Annotated in this window: 20 protein-coding genes; 11 read left to right on the top strand and 9 right to left on the bottom strand. The window is 72.9% G+C overall.

Going from position 1 to position 20,044, the window contains the following annotated elements; all coding sequences use genetic code 11:
* The first annotated feature begins 41 nt into the window (after window positions 1-41).
* The 4 genes from CRP30_RS08325 (at window position 42) to CRP30_RS08310 (ending at window position 3,397) form a co-directional block, all read left to right on the top strand.
* Window positions 42-578 (top strand): hypothetical protein, encoded by a 537-nt coding sequence (locus tag CRP30_RS08325; RefSeq protein ID WP_235003269.1) that lies wholly within the window; start codon window positions 42-44, stop codon window positions 576-578.
* A gap of 40 nt (window positions 579-618) precedes the next feature.
* Window positions 619-1,797: a low temperature requirement protein A gene (locus tag CRP30_RS08320; protein ID WP_159961628.1), complete on the top strand. Its 1,179-nt coding sequence runs from the start codon at window positions 619-621 to the stop codon at window positions 1,795-1,797.
* Between the two features lie 35 nt (window positions 1,798-1,832).
* The gene (locus CRP30_RS22475) at window positions 1,833-2,342 is read left to right on the top strand and encodes a hypothetical protein (protein WP_159961625.1); all 510 of its coding nucleotides are present in this window, start codon (window positions 1,833-1,835) and stop codon (window positions 2,340-2,342) included.
* Window positions 2,343-2,419: 77 nt separating this feature from the next.
* Complete coding sequence (locus CRP30_RS08310; protein WP_097183484.1) at window positions 2,420-3,397, top strand: patatin-like phospholipase family protein; 978 nt, start codon at window positions 2,420-2,422, stop codon at window positions 3,395-3,397.
* 36 nt (window positions 3,398-3,433) lie between these two features.
* Here the strand turns inward: CRP30_RS08310 and mqo are convergent, their stop codons facing one another.
* Together mqo and CRP30_RS08300 are read right to left on the bottom strand one after the other, a co-directional pair.
* Window positions 3,434-4,915: a malate dehydrogenase (quinone) gene (mqo, locus tag CRP30_RS08305; RefSeq protein WP_235003268.1), complete on the bottom strand. Its 1,482-nt coding sequence runs from the start codon at window positions 4,913-4,915 to the stop codon at window positions 3,434-3,436.
* Window positions 4,916-5,160: 245 nt separating this feature from the next.
* Window positions 5,161-5,547 (bottom strand): YchJ family protein, encoded by a 387-nt coding sequence (locus CRP30_RS08300; protein ID WP_097183483.1) that lies wholly within the window; start codon window positions 5,545-5,547, stop codon window positions 5,161-5,163.
* A gap of 50 nt (window positions 5,548-5,597) precedes the next feature.
* Here CRP30_RS08300 and CRP30_RS08295 point away from each other — a divergent pair, with 50 nt between their 5' ends.
* Genes CRP30_RS08295 through mug form a run of 3 tightly spaced genes read left to right on the top strand, consistent with a single transcriptional unit; the run spans window position 5,598 to window position 9,188 of the window.
* On the top strand, window positions 5,598-7,340 hold the full coding sequence (locus CRP30_RS08295; RefSeq protein ID WP_159961620.1) for a DUF2207 domain-containing protein: 1,743 nt from the start codon (window positions 5,598-5,600) through the stop codon (window positions 7,338-7,340).
* 10 nt (window positions 7,341-7,350) lie between these two features.
* Window positions 7,351-8,685: an alpha-amylase family glycosyl hydrolase gene (locus tag CRP30_RS08290; RefSeq protein ID WP_097184062.1), complete on the top strand. Its 1,335-nt coding sequence runs from the start codon at window positions 7,351-7,353 to the stop codon at window positions 8,683-8,685.
* A gap of 2 nt (window positions 8,686-8,687) precedes the next feature.
* Window positions 8,688-9,188, top strand: a complete 501-nt coding sequence (mug, locus tag CRP30_RS08285; RefSeq protein WP_200814624.1) for a G/U mismatch-specific DNA glycosylase — start codon at window positions 8,688-8,690, stop codon at window positions 9,186-9,188.
* A gap of 60 nt (window positions 9,189-9,248) precedes the next feature.
* Here mug and CRP30_RS08280 read toward each other — a convergent pair whose 3' ends face one another.
* The 3 genes from CRP30_RS08280 to CRP30_RS08270 form a co-directional block, all read right to left on the bottom strand.
* Window positions 9,249-9,665: a DoxX family protein gene (locus CRP30_RS08280; RefSeq protein WP_235003267.1), complete on the bottom strand. Its 417-nt coding sequence runs from the start codon at window positions 9,663-9,665 to the stop codon at window positions 9,249-9,251.
* A gap of 274 nt (window positions 9,666-9,939) precedes the next feature.
* Window positions 9,940-10,227: a putative quinol monooxygenase gene (locus CRP30_RS08275; protein WP_097183481.1), complete on the bottom strand. Its 288-nt coding sequence runs from the start codon at window positions 10,225-10,227 to the stop codon at window positions 9,940-9,942.
* Between the two features lie 3 nt (window positions 10,228-10,230).
* Window positions 10,231-11,436 carry an FAD-dependent oxidoreductase gene (locus tag CRP30_RS08270; RefSeq protein WP_097183480.1) on the bottom strand — a complete coding sequence of 402 codons (1,206 nt, stop codon included), beginning with the start codon at window positions 11,434-11,436 and terminating at the stop codon, window positions 10,231-10,233.
* A 103-nt stretch (window positions 11,437-11,539) separates the two neighbouring features.
* Between CRP30_RS08270 and CRP30_RS08265 the strand changes: the two genes are divergently transcribed.
* The gene (locus CRP30_RS08265) at window positions 11,540-12,247 is read left to right on the top strand and encodes a TetR/AcrR family transcriptional regulator (RefSeq protein WP_097183479.1); all 708 of its coding nucleotides are present in this window, start codon (window positions 11,540-11,542) and stop codon (window positions 12,245-12,247) included.
* Here the strand turns inward: CRP30_RS08265 and CRP30_RS08260 are convergent.
* Window positions 12,157-13,092, bottom strand: coding sequence for a LysR family transcriptional regulator (locus CRP30_RS08260; protein WP_143278426.1), 936 nt, complete (start codon window positions 13,090-13,092; stop codon window positions 12,157-12,159). The genes CRP30_RS08265 and CRP30_RS08260 overlap by 91 nt on opposite strands.
* Window positions 13,093-13,194: 102 nt before the next feature.
* On the opposite strand from CRP30_RS08260, the gene CRP30_RS08255 reads away from it, so the two are divergent.
* The 3 genes from CRP30_RS08255 to CRP30_RS08245 are packed head-to-tail and all read left to right on the top strand — an operon-like array spanning window position 13,195 to window position 16,281.
* Window positions 13,195-14,163, top strand: a complete 969-nt coding sequence (locus tag CRP30_RS08255) for a fumarylacetoacetate hydrolase family protein (protein ID WP_200814623.1) — start codon at window positions 13,195-13,197, stop codon at window positions 14,161-14,163.
* A 16-nt stretch (window positions 14,164-14,179) separates the two neighbouring features.
* Window positions 14,180-15,118, top strand: a complete 939-nt coding sequence (locus tag CRP30_RS08250; RefSeq protein ID WP_097183476.1) for a VOC family protein — start codon at window positions 14,180-14,182, stop codon at window positions 15,116-15,118.
* Between the two features lie 32 nt (window positions 15,119-15,150).
* Window positions 15,151-16,281 (top strand): FAD-dependent monooxygenase, encoded by a 1,131-nt coding sequence (locus tag CRP30_RS08245; RefSeq protein WP_097183475.1) that lies wholly within the window; start codon window positions 15,151-15,153, stop codon window positions 16,279-16,281.
* 177 nt (window positions 16,282-16,458) lie between these two features.
* On the opposite strand, the gene CRP30_RS08240 is transcribed toward CRP30_RS08245, so the two are convergent.
* The 3 genes from CRP30_RS08240 to CRP30_RS08230 are packed head-to-tail and all read right to left on the bottom strand — an operon-like array spanning window position 16,459 to window position 19,945.
* A complete protein-coding gene (locus CRP30_RS08240) occupies window positions 16,459-17,790 on the bottom strand; it encodes an aminomethyltransferase family protein (protein WP_097183474.1) in 1,332 nt (443 codons plus the stop codon).
* Complete coding sequence (locus tag CRP30_RS08235) at window positions 17,787-18,767, bottom strand: quinone oxidoreductase family protein (RefSeq protein ID WP_097183473.1); 981 nt, start codon at window positions 18,765-18,767, stop codon at window positions 17,787-17,789. The genes CRP30_RS08240 and CRP30_RS08235 overlap by 4 nt, the downstream gene beginning before the upstream one ends.
* The gene (locus CRP30_RS08230; protein WP_097184059.1) at window positions 18,767-19,945 is read right to left on the bottom strand and encodes an FAD-dependent monooxygenase; all 1,179 of its coding nucleotides are present in this window, start codon (window positions 19,943-19,945) and stop codon (window positions 18,767-18,769) included. Before CRP30_RS08230 ends, CRP30_RS08235 begins: the two co-directional genes overlap by 1 nt.
* Window positions 19,946-20,044 lie beyond the last annotated feature (99 nt).

Raw genomic sequence — 20,044 nt, 5'->3', positions numbered from 1 at the left:
ACCGGGAGGAGCCGCCGGGTGTACCCGCCCGACGACGGGGCATGAGCAGCCCAGCCGACGAGAGGGATGGCGTGGACGTCGACGAGCGAAGAACCCGGGCCCGAGCGCTGCTGCCGGCGGCGGGGCGTGGCGTCCTGGCGGGCGTCGCCGGAGTGGCGGTCATGACGGCGGTCGAGAAGGTCGAGCAGACCATCACCCACCGCCCCGACTCCTACGTCCCTGCCCGGACCCTGCTGACCCTGCTCGGCCGGCACCCGTCCGACGGCGACCGGCCCGTCGTGTGGAACCACGCCATGCACTGGGGCACCGGCGCAGCGCTCGGGGCACTGCGCGGGATCTGGGCGGCGGTCGGGCTCCGGGGACCCCAGGCCCAGTTCGCGCACACCGTCGTCCGGCTGGCCACCGACCAGACGCTCGAGAACGTCACCGGAGTCGGAGCGCCGCCGGCGACGTGGCCACGGCAGGAGCTCGTCGTCGACGTCCTGCACAAGGCGATCTACTCGGTCGTGACCGGCATCGTCGCCGAGCGGATCGTCGCCCCCCGTCTGGTCAGCAGGCGCGGCACCACCAGCCACTGAGCGCGGAGGCGACATGGCGGACCGATCGTCGGCAGGTCGCGTGCGGGAAACGCTGCGGGGTCTCGTCCGGCCACCGGAGCTCAACACCGACGAGGCGCGCTCCGCCTCGCGGCTGGAGCTGTTCTTCGACCTGGCGTTCGTGCTGGTCGTCGCCGAGCTGGCGGTCGCCCTCCGCGAGGAGGTGACGATCCGGGGCGAGCTGCTGTTCGCCGGGATGTTCACCCTGGTCTGGTGGTCGTGGGTGAGCTCCACCCTCTATGCCAACCGGTTCGACCACGACGACGTCGTCTACCGCCTCCTCAAGCTCACCAGCATGGCGGCGGTCATCGGCCTGGCCGCCTCGGCGACGGAGGCGACCGGCGAGCGGTTCGGCGTGTTCGTCGGCTGCCAGCTCCTGCTCCGCGCGTCGCTCCTCCTGCAGTACCGGCGGGCCTACCGGCACATCGAGCACGCGCGACCGATCGCCCGGCTGTACCTGCTCGGCACCGGCGTGGGCGCGGCGCTCTGGACCGTCTCCCTGTTCGTGCCCCGGCCCGTGGGCTTCGGGCTCTGGGCGGCTGCCGTGCTGGTGGAGGCGCTGGTGCCGCTGATCGCCACCCGGCACTCCACCGACGTCCCGCTGCACGTCGAGCACCTGCCCGAGCGCTTCGCCCTGTTCGTGATCCTGGTGCTGGGTGAGTCCGTCGCGGGCATCGCCCACGGCCTGTACGACGCGAAGTGGTCGTCGTCGGCGGTCCCGGTCGCGCTGCTGTCCTTCGTCCTGGCTGCCGCGCTGTGGTGGAGCTACTTCGACCTCGCCGGCGCCCGCGCCAAGCAGTTGCTGAACGAGGTCGGCGGCGAGCACAGCGACCGCACGCACGACGTCTACGTGTTCGGCCAGCTCCCGCTCACGCTGGCGCTGGCCACCGTCGGCGCGGGGGTCGAGCTGGCCGTCGTCCAGAGCGGCGAGGGCGAGGTGCCCGTCGGGACCCGGCTCCTGCTGGCCGGCGGGGTGGCCGTCTACCTGTTCTCCATGGCGCTCACGGACGGCGGGATGTCCCGCGGCGCGCGCCGGGGCTGGTGGTGGCCCCTGGCCGCCGGGGCGGTCGCCGCGCTCGACGTCGCCCTCGAGCTGCCCGCCGTCGTGGTCGTCGGTGCGCTGGCCGCGCTGCTCGTCGCGGTCCTAGTCGTCGGCACGGCGGAGCGGTCGACCGGACGGCTGGACGTCGAGCCCGTCTGAGCGAAATCGGTTGACCCGGGCCCGACGCTGGAGCGGTGCGACTGACCTTCACCCGGATGGCCGACCGTCGTCCCGTGGAGACGCGCGTGGAGCGGGACGACGGCGTCGTCTTCGCCATGCGCGGCGCCGGCGGCGGCCGGGACCTGCCGCACGACCTGGTCCACGCGCTCGTCGAGACCGAGCTCGCCGTCGTCGACGGGATCTGGGGATCCGTCGCCGACGGCGTGGTGTGGAAGAGCATGCGCCACGTCTCCGGGCGTCAGCCCCCGCACGCCGCCGAGCGGTCCGCCCGGCTGAAGAGGGAGCGGTCCGAGGTGGTCATGCAGGCGGAGGGCCTGGCCGACCTGGTGTCCCGCCTCGCGCGCGGGGCGCCGGTGGTCCGGGGCGAGGCGGCGGCATCGGGGTTCGCGCCGGCGCGCCTGGAGGCCGCCGCGGCGGAGCTCCGGGCGGCGGGACGTCGCTGGGCCGACCTCCGGCCGGGTGAGGAGTGGACCCTCGACTGGCCGGTCCCGCGGCCGGCCCGGGCACGGCCGCGGAAGGGCTGATCCGGCGACGTCGCCGTCCGGTCTGCCCAGGTCCCATCCGGTCTGCCCAGGTGGAGGCCCCGTGGCAGGCTCGACGCGTGACACGCGTGGGTCTGGTGCTGGGCGGGGGCGGCGTCGTCGGGCAGGCGTACCACTCCGGCGTCCTGGCGGTGCTGCAGAACGATTTCGGCTTCGACGCCCGCCGTGCGGACGTCGTCGTGGGGACGTCGGCCGGCTCCATCACCGGCACGCTCCTACGTCTGGGTGTGTCCGCGGAGGACCTCGCCGCCTGGACGGTCAAGGCGCCGCTGTCCGGGGACGACGTGGTGCTCCGGCAGATGGCAGCGGCGCCCCTGCCGGAACTGGCCCCGTTCCGCCCGATGGAGCTGCTGCGCCGCCCGCTGCGCCTGCCCGGCCCTGACATGGTGCGGCGGGCGCTGACCCGTCCCCTGCAGTTCCGGCCCATGGCGGCGGGGATGGCGCTCATGCCGGCGGGGCGGCACGACATCCTGGAGCAGCTGGCCGCGTTGCGGGAGCTCGAGCGCCCCGGGTGGCCGGAACCGGACCTCTGGATCTGCGCCGTGCGCCGCCGGGACGGACGGCGGGTGGTGTTCGGCCGGCCCGGTGCCCCGGAGGCGCCCATCCACCTGGCGATCGGGGCCTCCTGCGCGGTGCCGGGCTACTTCGCGCCGGTGGAGATCGGCGGGCAGAGTTACCTCGACGGCGGCGTGCACTCGTCGACCAACGCCGCCGTCCTGCGCGGTCAGCAGCTGGACGTCGCCATCGTCATCGCGCCGATGAGCGGCCCGGCCGGGTGGCGGCCCGGGGTCTTCCCCTCCGTCCGCCGCTACTCCGACCGCTTGCTGCGGCGCGAGGTGCGGGCGCTGGAGGCCGAAGGGGTGCGCACCGTCGTCTTCACGCCGGGTCCTGCGGAGCAGGAGGCGATGGGTACCGACATGATGTCGCGCGAGGGGCTGGACGAGGTCATCCAGCAGTCGTTCCTGACGGCCGGGGCCCATGCCGGGACCTCGGAGGTCGCCGAGCTGCTGCGCGCGGCGGCCGGCCGGGAGGACTGACCCGGCGGGCGCCGGCGCTCGTCCGTCGAGCGGCGCTCAGCCGTTGAGCTCGAGCACCTGCATCGTCTCCGAGCGCACCTGGGCCAGGAGCGCGGGCTCCTCGGACAGCCGGTGCCCGTAGGACGGGATGGCCTCCTGCAGGGCCGGCCGCCAGGCCGGGATGCGGTCGGGGAAGCACTGCTCCAGCAGCGTGAGCATGGCCGAGACCGCCGTCGACGCTCCCGGGGAGGCGCCCAGGAGGCCGGCGATGGAGCCGTCGCCCCCGACCACGAGCTCGGTGCCGAACTGGAGGACGCCGCGGCCGGTGGCCGGGTCGCGCTTGATGACCTGCACCCGCTGGCCGGCGGTGATCATGTCCCAGTCCGCCTGCTCGGCGAGGGGCACGAAGTCGGTGAGCGTGCCGTGCCGTGCCGACCGGGACTGCAGGAGCTCCTTCACGAGGTAGGTCGTGAGGGGGACGTTGGTGCGGGCGACGCCGAGCATGGAGCCGAGGTTGTGCGGGCGGACGCTGGCGGGCAGGTCCCAGAGCTTCCCTGCCTTGAGGAACTTGGGGGAGAAGCCGGCGTAGGGGCCGAAGAGCAGCGAGTGGTCGCCGTCGATGAGGCGCAGGTCCAGGTGCGGCACCGACATCGGCGGCGCACCGACGGCGGCCTGGCCGTAGACCTTGGCCTGGTGGGTGCCCACGAGCTCGGGCGACGTGGTGCGGAGGAACTGGCCGCTGACCGGGAACCCGCCGAAGCCGCGGATCTCCGGGATGCCTGCCTTCTGCAGCAGCGGCAGGGCGCCGCCCCCGGCACCGACGAAGACGAAGCGGGTGCGCAGCGTCCGGCGCTCACCGGTGCGGGTGTCCTCGACGGTCACCTTCCAGCGGCCGTCGGACTCCTTGTCGAGGTCCTGGACCCGCTGGTTGCAGTGCACCGCGACGCCCTGGCCCGCGGCGTCCTCGAGCAGCAGGCGGGTGAGCGAACCGAAGTTGACGTCGGTGCCGGCGACCGAGCGGGTGGCGGCGACCACCTGCTCCGGATCGCGGCCGGCCATCATCAGCGGGATCCACCGGGCGAGCTCGGCGGCGTCCTCGGTGTACTCGAGACCCTCGAACAGCGGCTGCGCGGCCAGCGCCTCGTGGCGGGCCCGCATGTAGCTGCGGCCGGCCTCGCCGGTGACGAAGCCGAGGTGCGGGACGGGGGTGATGAAGTCCTTCGGCGAGCCGGTCATGCCGCCGCGCACCAGGTAGGACCAGAACTGGCGGGAGACCTGGAACTGCTCGTTGATCGTGACGGCCTTCGCCGGGTCGACGCGTCCGTCCGGGCCGGCCGGCGTGTAGTTCAGCTCGCACAGGGCCGAGTGGCCGGTGCCGGCGTTGTTCCACGGGCCGGACGACTCACCTGCGACCTCGGCGGCGGACTCGAAGACGGTGACGCTCCACTGCGGCGCGACGACCTTGATGAGGGCCGCCAACGTGGCGCTCATGATGCCGCCGCCCACGAGAACCACGTCCGGGTTCGCGCTGTCGGGCACGTTGGCTACTACGCCGCTGTCGGAAGTCACGTCTGCCTCTCGGGCCGATCAGGGAGTGGCGCTGTGCGCCGTCCTCCTGATCGTCGGACGAAACCGGTGGTTGCATGCAGTCCGCGGGGTGTGAGGAATCTCCACCCGGTGATCTGCGCCATGTTTCCGGCCGTCCGGGGGTCGATATGGCCTGGTCGCGGGCCCGATCCGCCGTCGTGCATCCGGTCACCCCTCGGGGGGAATCCGGCGCGCGGTCACGCCGGCGAGAGGCCGTCCAGGTACCGCCACTGCCCGTCCTCGCGGACGAATCGGCTGTGCTCGTGCTGCGTGCCGGGCCGCCGGCCGACCAGGTAGTGCGCCCGGAACTCGACCGTGCCCGTGCCGCTCAGCAGGCTCCCCCCGGTCGTGTCCAGCACGTCGAGGCCGGTCCAGCGCACGTCCCGGTCGAGCTCGAGGGCAGCCGGCCGGGTCGTGGAGTGCCACGTGGCGAGCAGGTAGGCGGGATCCCCGACGGCGAACGCGCTGTACCGCGAGCGCATGAGCTGCTCGGCCGTCGCCGCGGAGACGGTGCCGTCGTGCAGTCGGCCGCAGCACCCGGCGTACGGCGATCCCGATCCGCACGGGCAGGAACGGGGGAGCATGCGGCCAGTCTGCTCGATGGCCCCGGCCGTCCGGCGCTAGCGTCCGGCAGGTGAGCGCCGAGACGACCCCGCGGACCTCGACGACGGCCGGCCGGCTGCTGGCGGCCGGCCTGCCGCTCCTCGCCCTGGCCGGGTGCACCGGTGACGGGCCGTCCGAGGGCATCCGCTCCTACGACATCGCCATCGAGGCGGCGGCCGACGGGTCGCTGCTCGTCGAGGAGACGATCGACTACGACTTCGCCGGCGAGGAGCGCCACGGCATCGTCCGGGTCCTGCCGGACCGGGCGCCGTTCGAGCAGACGCGGGACCGGCGGTACCCGGTCGGCGACATCGCCGTCGACAGCCCCACCGCCGCGCCCGAGGAGATCGAGGTGACGTCCGAGGACGGCGCCCTGACCATCCGCGTCGGCGATCCGGACGAGGAGATCGAGGGCCGGCACACCTACGTGCTCACGTACCGGCTGGCCGGCGTCGCCGACCCGGGGGAGGAGGTCGACCGGCTCGCGTGGAACGCCGTCGGCACCGGCTGGGAGGTGCCGATCGACGAGGTGACCGTCCGCCTGACCGGTCCGGCCGACGCGATCAGCGGCGACTGCGTCACCGGCGAGGAGGGCGAGCGGACCCCGTGCGCGGCGGAGGTCGACGCCCGCGGGGAAGTGACCGCGAGCGCCGACGGCCTCGCGGCGGGCGAGGGCGTGACCGTCAGCGCCCGCTACCCGTCGGGCACCTTCCCCGACGCCCGGCCGGTCTACGAGGACACGTTCAGCCCCGCCCTCGCGTTCAGCCCCGCACCGGCGGCCATCGCGCTCGGTCTCGCGGGCCTCCTCGCCGTGGCCGGCCCCCCGGTGCTCCGGGCCCGGCGCGCCCGGGCCCGCGCCTCCGGTCCCGTCGCTCCGCAGCTGACCCCGCCGCACGACGCACGCCCCGCGCAGCTCGGCACCGTCCTCGACGGCCACGCGCAGCGGCACGAGGTGACCGCGACCATGCTCGACCTCGCCGTCCGCGGTTTCCTCCGGATCGAGGAGCTGCCGCCGGACGCCGACGACGAGGGGGCCGCCGAGGACTGGCGGCTGGTGCGCGGTGCTCCGCCGCACGGGCTCCGCCCGTACGAGCAGCGGCTGCTGGACGCGTTCTTCGCCGACGGCGACGCGGTCGTGCTGTCCGGACTCCAGGAGCGGTTCGCCGGCATCGAGTCCGACGTCTGCGCCGAGTTGTACCGCGACGTGGTGCAGCTCGGCTGGTTCCGAGAGGATCCCGCCGCGATGCGCCGCCGCTGGTACGCGATCGGGGCCGTCGCGCTCCTGGCCGGCATCGCCCTGACCGTCGTCCTGGCCCTGACGTCGACCTGGGCGCTGGCCGGCCTCGGCGTCGTCGTCGGTGGTCTGGTCGTGCTGGCCCTGGCCGGCAGGATGCCCCGACGCACGCAGGAGGGGACCGCCGTCCTCGAGCGGGTGCGGGCGTTCCGCGACCACCTCGCCTCGGACGACCCTCGGTGGCCGGCCGGGCACGGGCGCATCGACGACGTCGCCGAGGCGGCGCGGGGCGACGCGCGGGTCCGGTACCTCCCGTACGCCGTCGCGCTCGGGGTGGCCGCGGACTGGGCGGAGCGGCTGGCGCAGGCGCCACGGCCCGACTGGTACGTCTCGTCGTCCGCGGGGATGCCGGTCTGGCCCGCCCTGCTGGCCTTCTCCTCGTCGAGCAACCCCGCGCTGGCGCCGCCCGTGGCGGCCGGGAGTGCCGGGTCGGCGTCCGTCGGTGGTGCCGCGGGAGGCGGCGGAGGCGGCAGCTGGTGAGATCGTCGGCATGACGGCGGCGCGTGCGGCAGAGCCCGGCTGGGTGCAGGACGTCCTCTGGTGGCACGTCTACCCGCTGGGCTTCGTCGGCGCCGAGCGCGAGGGGGCGCCCGACCGACCCGTCGCGCACCGGCTCGGGCACCTGTCCGCTTGGCTGGACCACGTCGTCGAGCTGGGCCTGTCCGGACTGGCGCTGGGGCCGGTGTTCGCCTCGGAGACGCACGGCTACGACACCATCGACCACCTGCGCGTCGACCCGCGGCTCGGGGACGACGCCGACCTCGACGCGCTGCTCGCCGCCTGCCGGGAGCGCGGTCTGCGGGTGCTCCTGGACGGCGTCTTCAACCACGTCGGGCGGGGCCATCCGGCGTTCCGGGCGGTGCTGGAGCAGGGACCTTCCGCGCCCACCGCCTCCTGGTTCCGGCTGCGCTGGCCCGACGGCGAGTGGACGCCCGGGACGGAGCCGGCGTACGACGACTTCGAGGGGCACGGCGCCCTCGTCGCCCTGAACCACGACGAGCCGGCCGTGGTCGACCACGTCGTCGAGGTGATGAACCACTGGCTGGACCGCGGGGTCGACGGCTGGCGGCTGGACGCCGCCTACGCCGTCCCGGCGTCGTTCTGGGCGCAGGTCGCCGACCGGGTGCGGGAGCGCCACCCCGACGCCTACCTGATGGGCGAGGTCATCCACGGCGACTACGGGCGGTTCGTCGCCGACGCGCGGCTGGACGCCGTGACCCAGTACGAGCTCTGGAAGGCGGTCTGGAGCTCGCTGAACGACGGCAACTTCTTCGAGCTCGACGCGGCGCTGAACCGGCACGGCGGCTTCCTCGACGACTTCGTCCCGTACACGTTCCTGGGCAACCACGACGTCACCCGCATCGCCAGCCGGCTGACCGACGAGCGGCACCTCGCGCACGCCCTCGTCGTGCTGCTCACCACGGGCGGGACCCCCGCCGTCTACGCCGGTGACGAGCACGCCTTCCGCGGGGTCAAGGAGGACCGGGCCGGGGGCGACGACGCCGTGCGTCCGCCGTTCCCCGCCACGCCGGCTGAGCTCTCGCCGCTCGGGCTGCCCACGTACCGCCTCCACCAGGAGCTCATCGGCCTGCGCCGCCGGCACCGGTGGCTGCACACCGCCCGGACGACGACGCTGCACCTGGCCAACGAGCAGCTGGTCTACGAGGCCGTCGGCGAGGGGCAGCGGCTGGTGGTGGCGCTGAACGTGGGGGATCGGGCCGACGTGCCCGTTCCCGGGGCCGGTGCCGTGCTGGCCGGCGACGCGGAGGTGGCCGGCGGCCGGGTGCGGCTGCCCGCGCACGGCTGGGCGGTCCTGGCGGGCTGACCGTGCCGGACAAGCCGCTGCCCGACGTCATCGCGCCCGGTCTCGACGTGCTCTTCTGCGGGATCAACCCGTCGCTGCTGTCGGCCGAGCGCGGGCACCACTTCGCCCGCCCGGGGAACCGCTTCTGGCCGGCCATCCATCTCGCCGGCTTCACACCGCGGCTGTTGATGCCGGACGAGGACCGGCAGCTCCTGCAGCACGGGCTGGGGATCACCAACGTCGTCGCCCGGCCCACGCGCACGGCTGCCGAGCTGACGCGGGAGGAGCTGCGCGAGGGAGCGGCCGCGCTGGCCGACCTCGTCGCCGAGTACCGGCCCCGTGTGCTGGCCGTCCTCGGTGTGACCGCGTGGCGGACCGGGTTCGAGCGGCCCAAGGCGGTCGTGGGGCTGCAGCCGGAGCGGATCGGCGGTGCCGCCACCTGGGTGGTGCCGAACCCGAGCGGCCTGAACGCGCACGTCCAGGTGACCGACCTGGCGCGCCTCTACCGTGAGCTCCGCCGCTGACGCACGTCGGCCTGCACGCCGCAGGCCTCGAGACCTTTCGCGGCGCCCGGGGTGGGCGGGTCAGGACATGAAGGACTCCGGGCCGAACCGTCCCCAGGCGATGAACGCGGCGAGCGAGAGGTACGTCAGGTTCAGCAGTACGAAGGGCCATTCGCCACGCCGACCGTGGGTGAACATCGCACCCACCATCAGCAGAACCCAGCAGACTGCGGTCACCGGCACGAGGACCGGTGCGATGTCGAGCAGTGCCGGCAGGACCAGCCCGACAGCCGCAAGGAGCTCCAGGGCGCCGAGCGTCTTGACGAAGGCGACGGAGACGTCCCCGGTCCACCCTCCGCCGTGGAGGCCGGCGAGCTTCTCCTTCGGAACGAGGGTCTTGCTCATGCCGCCGGCCAGCGCGACCGCCGCCAGCAGCCCGGTGGCGATCCACAGTCCGAGATTCATCGTCAGCTCCTTGGTCGTGATGCCGTCTGCCATGGAGACACCGCGCCCGGCGCGCGTGTGACAGCCCGTGCACGACGGCCTGACCGCCTGCTGCATCCAGCCGCGTCCGGACGGCCTCCCGGCCCGGGCTATGCCGTCCTCGTGGCGGCGCGCCTGCCACGCGTCCCGTTCTGTCGCAGCCGCCGCCCACGTCCTCAGTCGCAGTCGCGTTCGCGGCGCCGTATGACGGTCGGTCGAGGAGGGCGGTCGACTCCTGGTGTCCTCGGCCTTACTTCAGGGTCAGCCGTACCCTTCCGACCCGGACCGGCTACGAGGGCACGTCGTAGAACGACATGACCGGCTCGCCGGCCACCAGCCCCGGCGCGACCCGCAGGAACTCCTCGGTGTGCGGGTGGGTCATGTGCTCGTCGAGCGACGCGCGGTCGGCCCAGATCTCGATGCTGTGGATGCGGTCGGGATCCTCGAGATCGGCGGAGAAGGAGTAAGCGAGGCAGCCGCGGTCGCCCTGGGTGGCCGCCGTGACGGCGCGTGCCGCCGCCACCAGTTCGGCGCGGCGGCCAGGGGCGGCGACGGCGCTGCCGATGACGATGAGCACGGCTCAGTCCTCGATCAGGGCGAGCTGCTTGTTGATCTCGCGGGGGTTGGAGTCGCCGGCCATCTTCTGCAGGAACGGCGTGTGGTCGAAGAAGAAGTCGCGCAGCGGCCGCAGCGGCGCAGGCGCGTGGTGGAAGACCTTGCCGAGCACGTACGCCATCTGGACCTGCTTGGCGGTGTGCGGCTTGCGCGGTTCCTCGTAGGACTGCAGCGCTGCCGCGACGGCGGCCAGGTCGGTCAGGTCGACCCCCCGCAGGGCGACGCCGAGGAAGTAGCCGTCCTCGATGGACATGCCGGCCCCGTAGGCCGCGTACGGCGAGGTCGGGTGGGCGGCGTCCCCGACCAGCGTGGCGCGGCCCTTCGACCACTGCTTCAGCGCCGGGCGGTCGCGGAGCACCCAGCGCTGGACGTTCTGGGCCTCCGTCGCGGCGATCAGCCCGGGCAGCGGCGCCGGGAACTCCTCGGCCAGCTCGGTCGCCGTCGCCTTGAGGTCCGCCGGTGCGGGGGCGTCCGGGTCGGTCGAGGTGAGGACCCACCACTGGTGCCCGTCGCGGCCGTTGTGGCGGATCGACGTCCAGCTGCCCTGGGTCGTCCGGCTGTGGCTGAGCACGCACTTGTTCGGGATCGTGCCCTCCACGTCGGCGAAGGTGAAGCCGCCGAAGATGTGCAGCCGGTGCTCGCGCTTGGGCGCGTCGCCCCACAGCGTGCGGCGGACGAGGGAGTCGATGCCGTCGGCGCCGACCAGCACGTCGTGCTCGGCGGTGCTGCCGTCGGCGAAGTGGAGCGCGACCGCCCGCTCGTCCTGCTCGATTCGCTCCACCTGCGAGTCGAACCGGATCACGCCCGGCGGGATCGCGGCGAGCATGCGCTCGTACAGCTCGGGCCGGAGCAGGCCGATGAACCCGCCGCCGAATGCCGCCTTCACGACCTCGTCGAGCTTCACGTCCACACGCACCTTGCCGCGGACGTTGCGGAACTCCGAGTGCGTGGGTGCGCCCAGGTCGTGGGTGTCCACCCCGAGGGCGCGCAGGGCCTTCAGCGGCGGCGGCCACAGGTTCAGGATGTTGCCCGCAGGACGGGCCTCCCGGTAGCGCTCGTACACGACGACGTCGTGCCCGGCCTTGATCGCCCCGAGGGCGGCGGCCATGCCGGCCGGTCCGGCACCCAGGACGGCGACCCGGCCACGGGAGGAGGGTGAGGAAGGGGTCATCGAGCACCTCGGTGTGTTCGAGCAGAACAGTAGCGAGCGCTACAGTTAGCGCCGAACTGTAGCGCGCGTCACTGTTCTGTCAAGCATCGGAGAGGATGGGCACGTGGATGCCGAGCTCGAGGTGCGACCGCCCAAGCAGCAGCGGAGCCGGGAGGCGTGGAACCGCGTCCTCGACGCGGGCGTGGCCCTCCTCGAGGACGGCGGCTACGAGGCGTTCACCATCGCGGCGGTGTGCGAGCGGGCGCACGTGGCACCCACCGCCATCTACGCCCGGACGACGAGCAAGGACGCGCTCTTCCTGGCCGTCTACGAGCACGGCGTCGGCCGGCTGCGCGAGGAGCAGCACCTCTTCGCCGACGAGGAGCGGTGGGCCGGCCTGCCGCCCGCCGAGCTGGTGCGCGCCGCCGTCGCCGAGATGGTGGGGATCTCCTTCCGCCACCAGCGGTTCCTGCGCGCCGTCGTCCTGATCTCGGCCGTGCACGACGAGGTGCGCCGACGGGGTTCGCGCTACAGCCAGGAGCTGGGCGAGGGCTTCGTCCAGGTGGTGCTGGCCGCCCGCCGGGCCATCCGCCACGACGACCCGGAGGCCGCCGTCCGTTCGTGCTTCGGGACGGTCTTCGCCACGTCGATCATCCGGGTGGCGTACGGGCCGGGGTTCGCGACGCCGACGCCGGTCGACGACGAGCGCTTCGTCGCCGACCTCGGGAACACCGCAGCCCGCTACCTGCTGGCCGACGTCCCCGGCTGGACCAGCCCTGCGCCCGCCTCGGTGACGGCATCGAGGAACCAGCGGTGCCCGGGGTCGAGCTGACGGCTGGGGTGCGACCAGGCCGTCTCGGTGATCGGCGGCAGCTGGACCGGGAGGTGGACCACCCGTAGGTCTCCAGCCGTGAGATCGCCGGCGAGCCGCTCGTGGAAGAGCACCAGCAGTTCCGTTCCGACCACCAGGCGGTCGAGCGCGCTGAAGCTCTCCACACGCACCGCGCAGTGGCGGTCGACGCCCAGCGTCGCGAGTGCGGCGTCGGCGGGAGAGGCCATGAGGAGTTCCTGGAAGGGCATGACCCACCGGGCGCGGGCGACGTCCTCGAGGGTGAGCCGGTCGCCGACCGCGGTGTTGCCACGCCACGTCGCGCACACCCAGCGGTCGCGGTAGAGCTCCACGCTCGGCACGTCGGGCAGCGAGAAGAGTCCCCTCGGCACGATCAGCACGTCGACGTCGCGGAGCAGCGCCAGGGGGTCGGTGGCGACCCGCTTGTCCAGCGAGCGGAAGTCGAGACTCGCGCGTGGCGCCGCGCGGGTGACCGCGGCGACCAGTGCGGGTCCCAGCATGGTGAGCACGGAGTCCGAGCACGCCACCGTGAACCGCCGGTCGGTGGTGAGCGGGTCGAAGCGCGGCTGGGCGGCCAGCACCCGCTGCAGCTGCTCCATCGTCGAGCCCAGCTGCCCCTGGAGGGCCTGGGCGAGCGGGGTGAGTTCGTACACCGTGCCGACCCGCTCCAGCAGCGGGTCGTCGAAGTGGCGGCGCAGCCGGGCCAGTGCCGCACTCGTGCCCGGCTGGCTCAGCCCGACCCGCTCGCCGGCGCGCGTGACGTTGCGCTCCTCCAGCAGGGCGTGGAGGACGACGACGAGGTTGAGGTCCAGGCTGGGCAGCTCCACCGTCGGCACTCCTCTGTGAGCTGGGCCATAAGCCCGCCGGATGGGCAGGCATACGGAAGCGGCGTTTCCACCGGGCCCACCGGGCGGCTGATGCTAGCCACCGTGCCAACCACCATCGACCACGCCGGATCCTGGGCCCTCGCCCGGCTCTCTGCCGACGGGCGGCCGTTCCCCGCGCTCGTCTCCGGGGACCGCGCCCTCGACCTGTCCGCCTCCTCGGCGCTGGGGCAGCCCTCCTCGACGCGGCAGCTGCTCGACCGCTGGGACGACGCGCTGCCGGTGCTCGACGAGCTGGCCGGGAGCAGCGACGGCTGGCAGCCGCTGGCAGGACTGACCGTGCTCGCGCCGGTCGAGCCGCGGCAGGTGTTCCAGGCGGGCGCCAACTACCGCACGCACGTCATCGACATCGCCGTCGCGCACGCCGATGGTTCGGACGGCCGGACGGTCGAGCAGGTCCGGGCAGACGCCGCGGCGGAGATGGACACCCGCCTGGAGCACCCGCCGTACGTCTTTCAGGGCCTCCCGAGTGCCATCTGCGGCGCGTACGACGACGTCGTCCTGCCGTCGGACGGCAAGCAGCCGGACTGGGAGCTCGAGCTCGCCGCGGTGATCGGCCGCCGCGCCCGCCGGGTGTCCCCGGAGGACGCCCTCGACGTCGTCGCCGGCTGGACCATCGTCAACGACCTCACGCTGCGCGAGCGGATCTTCCGCAAGGACGCCCCCGCCCTGGGCGCGGACTGGCTGGCGGCGAAGAACTCGCCGACCTTCCTGCCCACCGGGCCGGTCGTGGTCCCGCGCGCGGCGGTGCCCGATCCCGGAGACCTCCGCCTGACCCTTCGGCTGAACGGCGAGGTCATGCAGGACGAGTCGACCAAGGACATGCTCTTCGACGTCGCGCACGTCATCGCCCACTGCTCGAGCGTCGCGACCCTGCTGCCCGGTGACCTGGTGCTCACCGGCAGCCCCGCCGGCAACGGCCTGCCCCGGGGACGCCTGCTCCGCGCCGGCGACCGCATGGACTCGACCATCACCGGCCTCGGCGCGCAGGCCAACCGCTGCGTCGACGAATAGACCACTGGAGACACCGATGAGCGACCGCCTGATCACCCACCTGCGGCACGTCGACCTGGCCGTGCCCGACTTCGACAAGCAGCGCGAGTTCTACACGACCCTCTGGGGCCTGACCCCGGTCGGTGAGGAGAACGGCCTCGTCTACCTCGCCGCCCAGGGGTCGCCGGAGCAGTACATCGTCCGGCTGCGCAAGGACGCCGAGAAGCGCCTCGACCTCATCTCCTACGGCGCCGGTTCAGCAGCCGACGTCGACGCGCTCGCCCAGCGCCTCGGCACCGCCGGCGTCCAGCTGATCAGCGAGCCCGGCGTGCTCCAGACGGCCGGTGGCGGGTACGGCTTCCGCTTCTTCGACGTCGACGGCCGCACCATCGAGGTCTCGGCCGACGTCGCCACCCGGCAGCACCGCCGGATCGAGGAGCGCGAGGCGATCCCGGTCCGCCTGTCCCACGTGGTCATCAACTCGCCGGACCCCAACCGGACCCAGGCCTTCTACGAGCAGCACCTGGACTTCGCGCTCTCGGACTCGTTGATCCACCCGTACGCCGGCGAGCTGATGAAGTTCATGCGGTGCAACCCGCAGCACCACAGCATGGCGATCGCCAAGGGACCGCACGTCTCGCTGCACCACGTCTCGTTCGAGATGCGCGGCCTGGACGAGTACATGCGCGGCACCGGCCGGCTCCTGCGCGCCGGTACCCGCATGGTGTGGGGCCCGGGCCGCCACATGGCCGGCGACAACACCTTCTCCTACTTCCTCGACCCGCACGGCAACACCATCGAGTACACGACCGAGCTGGAGAAGCTCGACGAGGACGCCTGGCACCCGAGCGTCTACGACGTCTCGAAGGAGGAGAACCAGGACCAGTGGGGGACGGCGAACCCGTTCGAGGAGCTGGTCGCCAAGGAGAGCTTCAACGACGTCGACCGCGGGCTGTTCGTCGCACCGCCGGTCTGAGCCTCCACCATCCCGGACGAAGGAGTCCTCGCATGGCAGCCGTGGAGAACGTCCTGGTCGTCGGTGGCGGCGTCGTCGGCGCCGCCACCGCCATCCTGCTGGCCGACGCCGGTGTGAGCGTCGACCTGGTCGAGATCAAGCCCGACGTGACTGCGCTCGGATCCGGCATCACCCTGCAGGGCAACGCGCTGCGCGTGCTCCGGGAGCTGGGCGTGCTCGACGAGTGCCTCGCGCAGGGATACCCCGCCGAGGAGCTGGTGATCCGGGCGCCGGACCCGGCGGCGACAGTCGTGGCCCGGGTCGCCGAGCACCGGTCCGGCGGTCCCGACCTGCCCGCCAGCATGGGCATGTACCGCCCCGACCTGGCCCGCGTGCTCATGGGCCGGGCCGAGCGGGCCGGCGTCAAGCTCCGCTTCTCCACCACGCTGCAGGAGCTGACGCAGGACGACTCGGGGGTCGACGTCCGGTTCACCGACGGCTCCGCCGGCCGCTACGACCTGGTGGTCGGGGCCGACGGACTGCGCTCGTGGACCCGGCGGCTGCTGGACGTGCCGCTGGAGACGCGTTCGGTCGGCATGGGCATCTGGCGGGTCTTCGCGCCGCGGCCGGCGGAGGTCGTCAGCTCGGAGGCCACCTATGGCGGCCCGCTGTACATCGCCGGCGTCACCCCGACCTCGCAGTCGTCGCTGTACGCCTTTATCGTCGAGGACGCCCAGGACCGCACGACCGTGACCGACGAGGAGAAGGTCTCGATCGTCCGCGGGCTGACCGAGGCCTACCACGGGCCCTGGGACGAGATCCGGGAGTCGATCACCGACCCCGAGCAGATCAACTACACGTGGTTCGAGGAGCACCTGCTCGACACCCCGTGGCATCGCGGCCGCGTCGTCCTCGTCGGCGATGCCGTGCACACCTGCCCGCCCACCCTGGCCCAGGGCGCCGCGTTGGCGCTCGAGGACGCGTCGGTGCTCGCCGAGCTGCTCATCGGTGCCGACGCCGTCGACGACGCGCTGCTGACGAGCTTCTCGGAACGGCGCTACGAGCGGGTGAAGGCGGTGGTGGAGGCTTCGGTGCAGATCGCGCGTTGGCAGCTGGCGCACGAGCGGGGCGACGTCCCCGCACTCATGGGCCGGATCGCCGTTCTGACCAGCAGGCCTGCCTGACGCAGCACCGACGACGCAGACGCCGATCCGCCGGCAGCCGGACGGGCGGTGCGACCGGCCCTCCCCGCCGCCACAGGCCGGCCGCGGCCGCGATCTGATCCACCGTCGTCGCCTCTCGAAGCCCGCTACGGGTCGGAGACCCGTCGGTCGCTCGAAGGATGGCCGACCTGGTCCTCATCAGGACTTTCGGTAGGACGTGCGGGCGTAGTCGTCGTAGGGGGCGGGCTGCACCGTCGCCCTGATCCGCGAGAAGCCGAGGTCGGCGTCGGGCGCGGTTCCGGGTCCTGGGTGCTCGCCCCAGACCAGCTCGACCTCCGTGCCAGGTTCCGCGTGCTCTCGGTCGATGGTGGCGATGGAGTGGATGGCCCCCGCGGGGTCGATGTACGTGGCGTACTCGGACAGGCCGATGAGCCGGGAGTCCTTCTCCACACGGTCCTTGGTGTAGCTCAGGAAGAAGTCCCGCTCCGGCCCGAACACCGCCGCCACGTCGTCCGCGTCCCAGACCAAGGTGACCTTCTGCCGGTGCACCTTGTCCTTCGCCGCGGCGAGGGCGTCCTTCCCGATGAAGTCGTGATCGAACGAGACCGAGCGGCCGTAGCCGAGCTCGTAGGGGGAGTGGTAGTAGTCCGAGATGTCGTCCGAGTAGAAGCTGCCCCGAAGAGCGCCCTGACCCTCGTACGAGAACAGACTGGTGAAGCTGCGGAAAGCAGCCGTGCTCTCCGACGTGTAGATGGCCGGCACCGGAGTCGCCAGCCAACCGCCGACGACGCCGGCGGTGTAGTAGGCCAGCCCTCCCACCTGGACGAGGCCGAACTGCTCACCTGCTGCCAGCAGCGCCTCGCGGACCGGCGCGTAGTCCTCCCACGCCCCGAAGAACTCGAAACCGGGCTGGCCGGTCATGCCGTGCCGGAGGGCCCGGAACGTCCTGCCCGCCAGCGAGACCTCGCCCGAGTGGAAGAACTTGACCGACGGCATCGGCCCGCCGAAGACGGACTCCAGGAAGGCCATCGCCCTGGCGCCCTGGATCTGGAACCGGAAGAGAACAGGGTCGGCGCCGCCCCGGAACGCGGAGTCGGGGTCGACGGTCAGCGTGACGTCGTAGTCGCCTCGTTCCGCCTCGTGCTGCACCCAGGTGCCCGCGGTGCCGATGCCGGCGAGGTTGAACCGGTCCTCGGCCAGGCGGGTCAGGATGCCGTCCTGGACGAGCAGGCCCTCCTCGTTCACGACGATGAACTGCTTGGCCTGACCGATGGCGTAGTTCTCGAAGTTGTTGGCCCCCACCCGGGAGAGGAGGCGCAGGGCGTCCGGGCCCTCCACGAACAGGTCGGCCATGTGGTGGGAGAGCTCGAGGTAGGCGACGCCGTCGTACCAGGCGCGCTGCTCCGCGCGCCAGCCGGCGATCTCCGGAGGCACGACCGGCACGGTGACCGGCGGCGTGCCCGGCTTCCAGAGGAGCTTCACCGGGCTACCGGCCTGGTCGATGCCGCTCTGCAGGGAGGGAAGGTTCACGTCGTCCTCTGTTCTGGGAGGGGGGCTGAGGAGGTGGTTTGCTCGATCGCGAGCTTGCCGACGGCCCCCGTCCGGAGCGTTTCGAAGGCTGTAGCGACCTCGTCGAAGGGGAAGGTGGCGGTGATCGGTGCGTGCAGCCGGCCGGCACCGACGAGGTCGGCGATGGTGCGAAGTGCGTCCTGGTCGACCTCGGCGCGCACGTTCGTGGCGCGGACGCCGGGCAGGCGGTCGGGGTCGGCCGCGTGACCGGTGCACGCGACCCGGCCCCCGCGGGCGAGCACCCGGGTGGCGAGTGCGGTGAACGTGTCCGTGTTGCGGTTGACCAGGTCGACGATCGCGGCGACGCCGTCGGGGTGCAGGGAGCGGACGCGCTCGGCGAGGTCGCCGGCGGACCAGTCGACGACGTCGGTCGCACCCATGTCCCGGACGTGCCTTTCCTCCTCGCCCGGTCGTGCGGTGGCCACCACTGTCGCGCCGCGGGCCACGAGCATCTGCACGGCGTAGCTGCCGACGCCTCCGGTGGCGCCGTTGACGAGCACCACCTCGCCCGGGGCGGGGGCGACCGCCTCGACGCAGCGGAGCGCCGTGAGCGCAGCCAGTCCCAGCGCCCCGGCGGCTGCGTCCTCCACGCCGTCGGGGACGGGCACGACCCAGTCCCGCGGGACGGCGACCAGCTCGCCGAACGAGCCGCGCGCGGCGACCAGTTCGCGCACCAGCCCGAACACCCGCCGGCCCACCGCAAGGTCGTCGACACCGGCACCGAGGGCCTCGACCGTGCCGGCGAAGTCGCTGCCGAGCACGACGGGGTAGTGGTAAGTCATGTAGCGAGCGGCGCCGCCGCTGGCGACCATGGCGTCGTGCGGGTTGACCGACGACGCGGTCACCCGGACCAGGACCTCGCCGTCGGCCGGCTCGGGCGGCGGGACGTCGCTGAATACCGGCGCAACGCCCTCGGTCGGCAGCACGTAGGCGCGCATCAATAGGCCTCCTGCGCGATGCGGGCCTGGGCGCCCGGGATGCCGAGCTTCAGCAGCTCGGTCTCGTCGGGGGTCAGGGTGTCCCCGCCGGACTCCTGCTTGAGCAGCGCCAGCGACATGTCGGCGACGAACAGGGCACGGTCGCGCCGGCGCTGGAACCAGGCGTCCAGCGCTCGGTCCAGCGTCTGCTGCTCGTCGAGGGCCGCGGCGAGGGTGACAGCGTCCTCCACGGCCATGGCCGCGCCCTGAGCCATGTGCGGGGGAGCCGTGTGGGCGGCGTCACCGGCGATCGCGATCCGCCCGCGGAACCAGGCTTCCCGGACGGTCACGTGGTACAGCGGCGAGTAGCTGACGTAGCTGTCCTCGGTGATGCTGTCGCGCATCTCGCCGATCCGGCCGGAGAAGCCCTGCATGCGCTCCTTCGCGAGCCGGACGAAGTCGGCGGGGTCGAACCTCGGGTTCCCCGGCTCGGGGGTGACGAGCCCGAAGTACATCTGCGCATCGCTGATCGGCGTGAGCACCGCTTTGGCAGGACCGCTGATGGCGAAGGCGATGTGGGTGAGGTCGGCCGGGCGCGGCATGGTGATCCGCCAGCACGCGGACCCGGTGTACTCCGGGGTGTACCGGTCACCGAACAGGTGTTCCCGGATTCTCGAGTGGAGACCGTCGAAACCGACCACCAGGTCGTAGCGGTTGCTGTCGGCGCCCAGGTCGCGGACGGGCGGGGTGCGCTTGCCGGTCCAGGTGGCCAGTTCGACCTCGACGCCGTCGGCGTCCTCCGTCATGTCCCACACGGTGGCCCCGGTGCGGATGCGGGCACCGGCCTTCTCCGCGGCGTCGCGAAGGATGCGGTTGTAGACGGGGCGGCCGATCGCGTTGTTGGACGGCTTGCCGTAGCGCCCGTCCGCCGGCGGGATCGCCGCGACCTGCACTCCCGCCGGGTTCCAGATGGCGAGCGGTTCGAAGGGGAAGCCGACCTCGAGGCAGGCGTCGCGGACACCGATCTCGTCCAGAGCGGTCAAGGCGTTGTTCGGTTGGCTGAGCCCGACGCCGAGGACCGCGTCCGGCCCGGAGGCCTCCACGACATCGACCTCGATGCCACGCTGGCCGAGCGCAGCGGCGAGCGTCAGGCCACCGATCCCCCCGCCCTGGATCAGGACCCTGTGAACGGCGGCCATCAGGGGCACAGCCCGGCGCCGGGGGTGGCACTGGTCAGCACATCAGCCATGGAGTCCTCCTTGAGCGGTGCGGGCGAGGGCCCGCCGTGGTGATGCCGG

The organism is Blastococcus haudaquaticus, assembly GCF_900230285.1.
In the GTDB taxonomy this organism is placed as follows: Bacteria; Actinomycetota; Actinomycetes; order Mycobacteriales; family Geodermatophilaceae; genus Blastococcus_B; species Blastococcus_B haudaquaticus.
The sequence above is the reverse complement of the archived record's forward strand: the minus strand, read 5'-3'. Positions and strand labels throughout refer to the sequence as shown.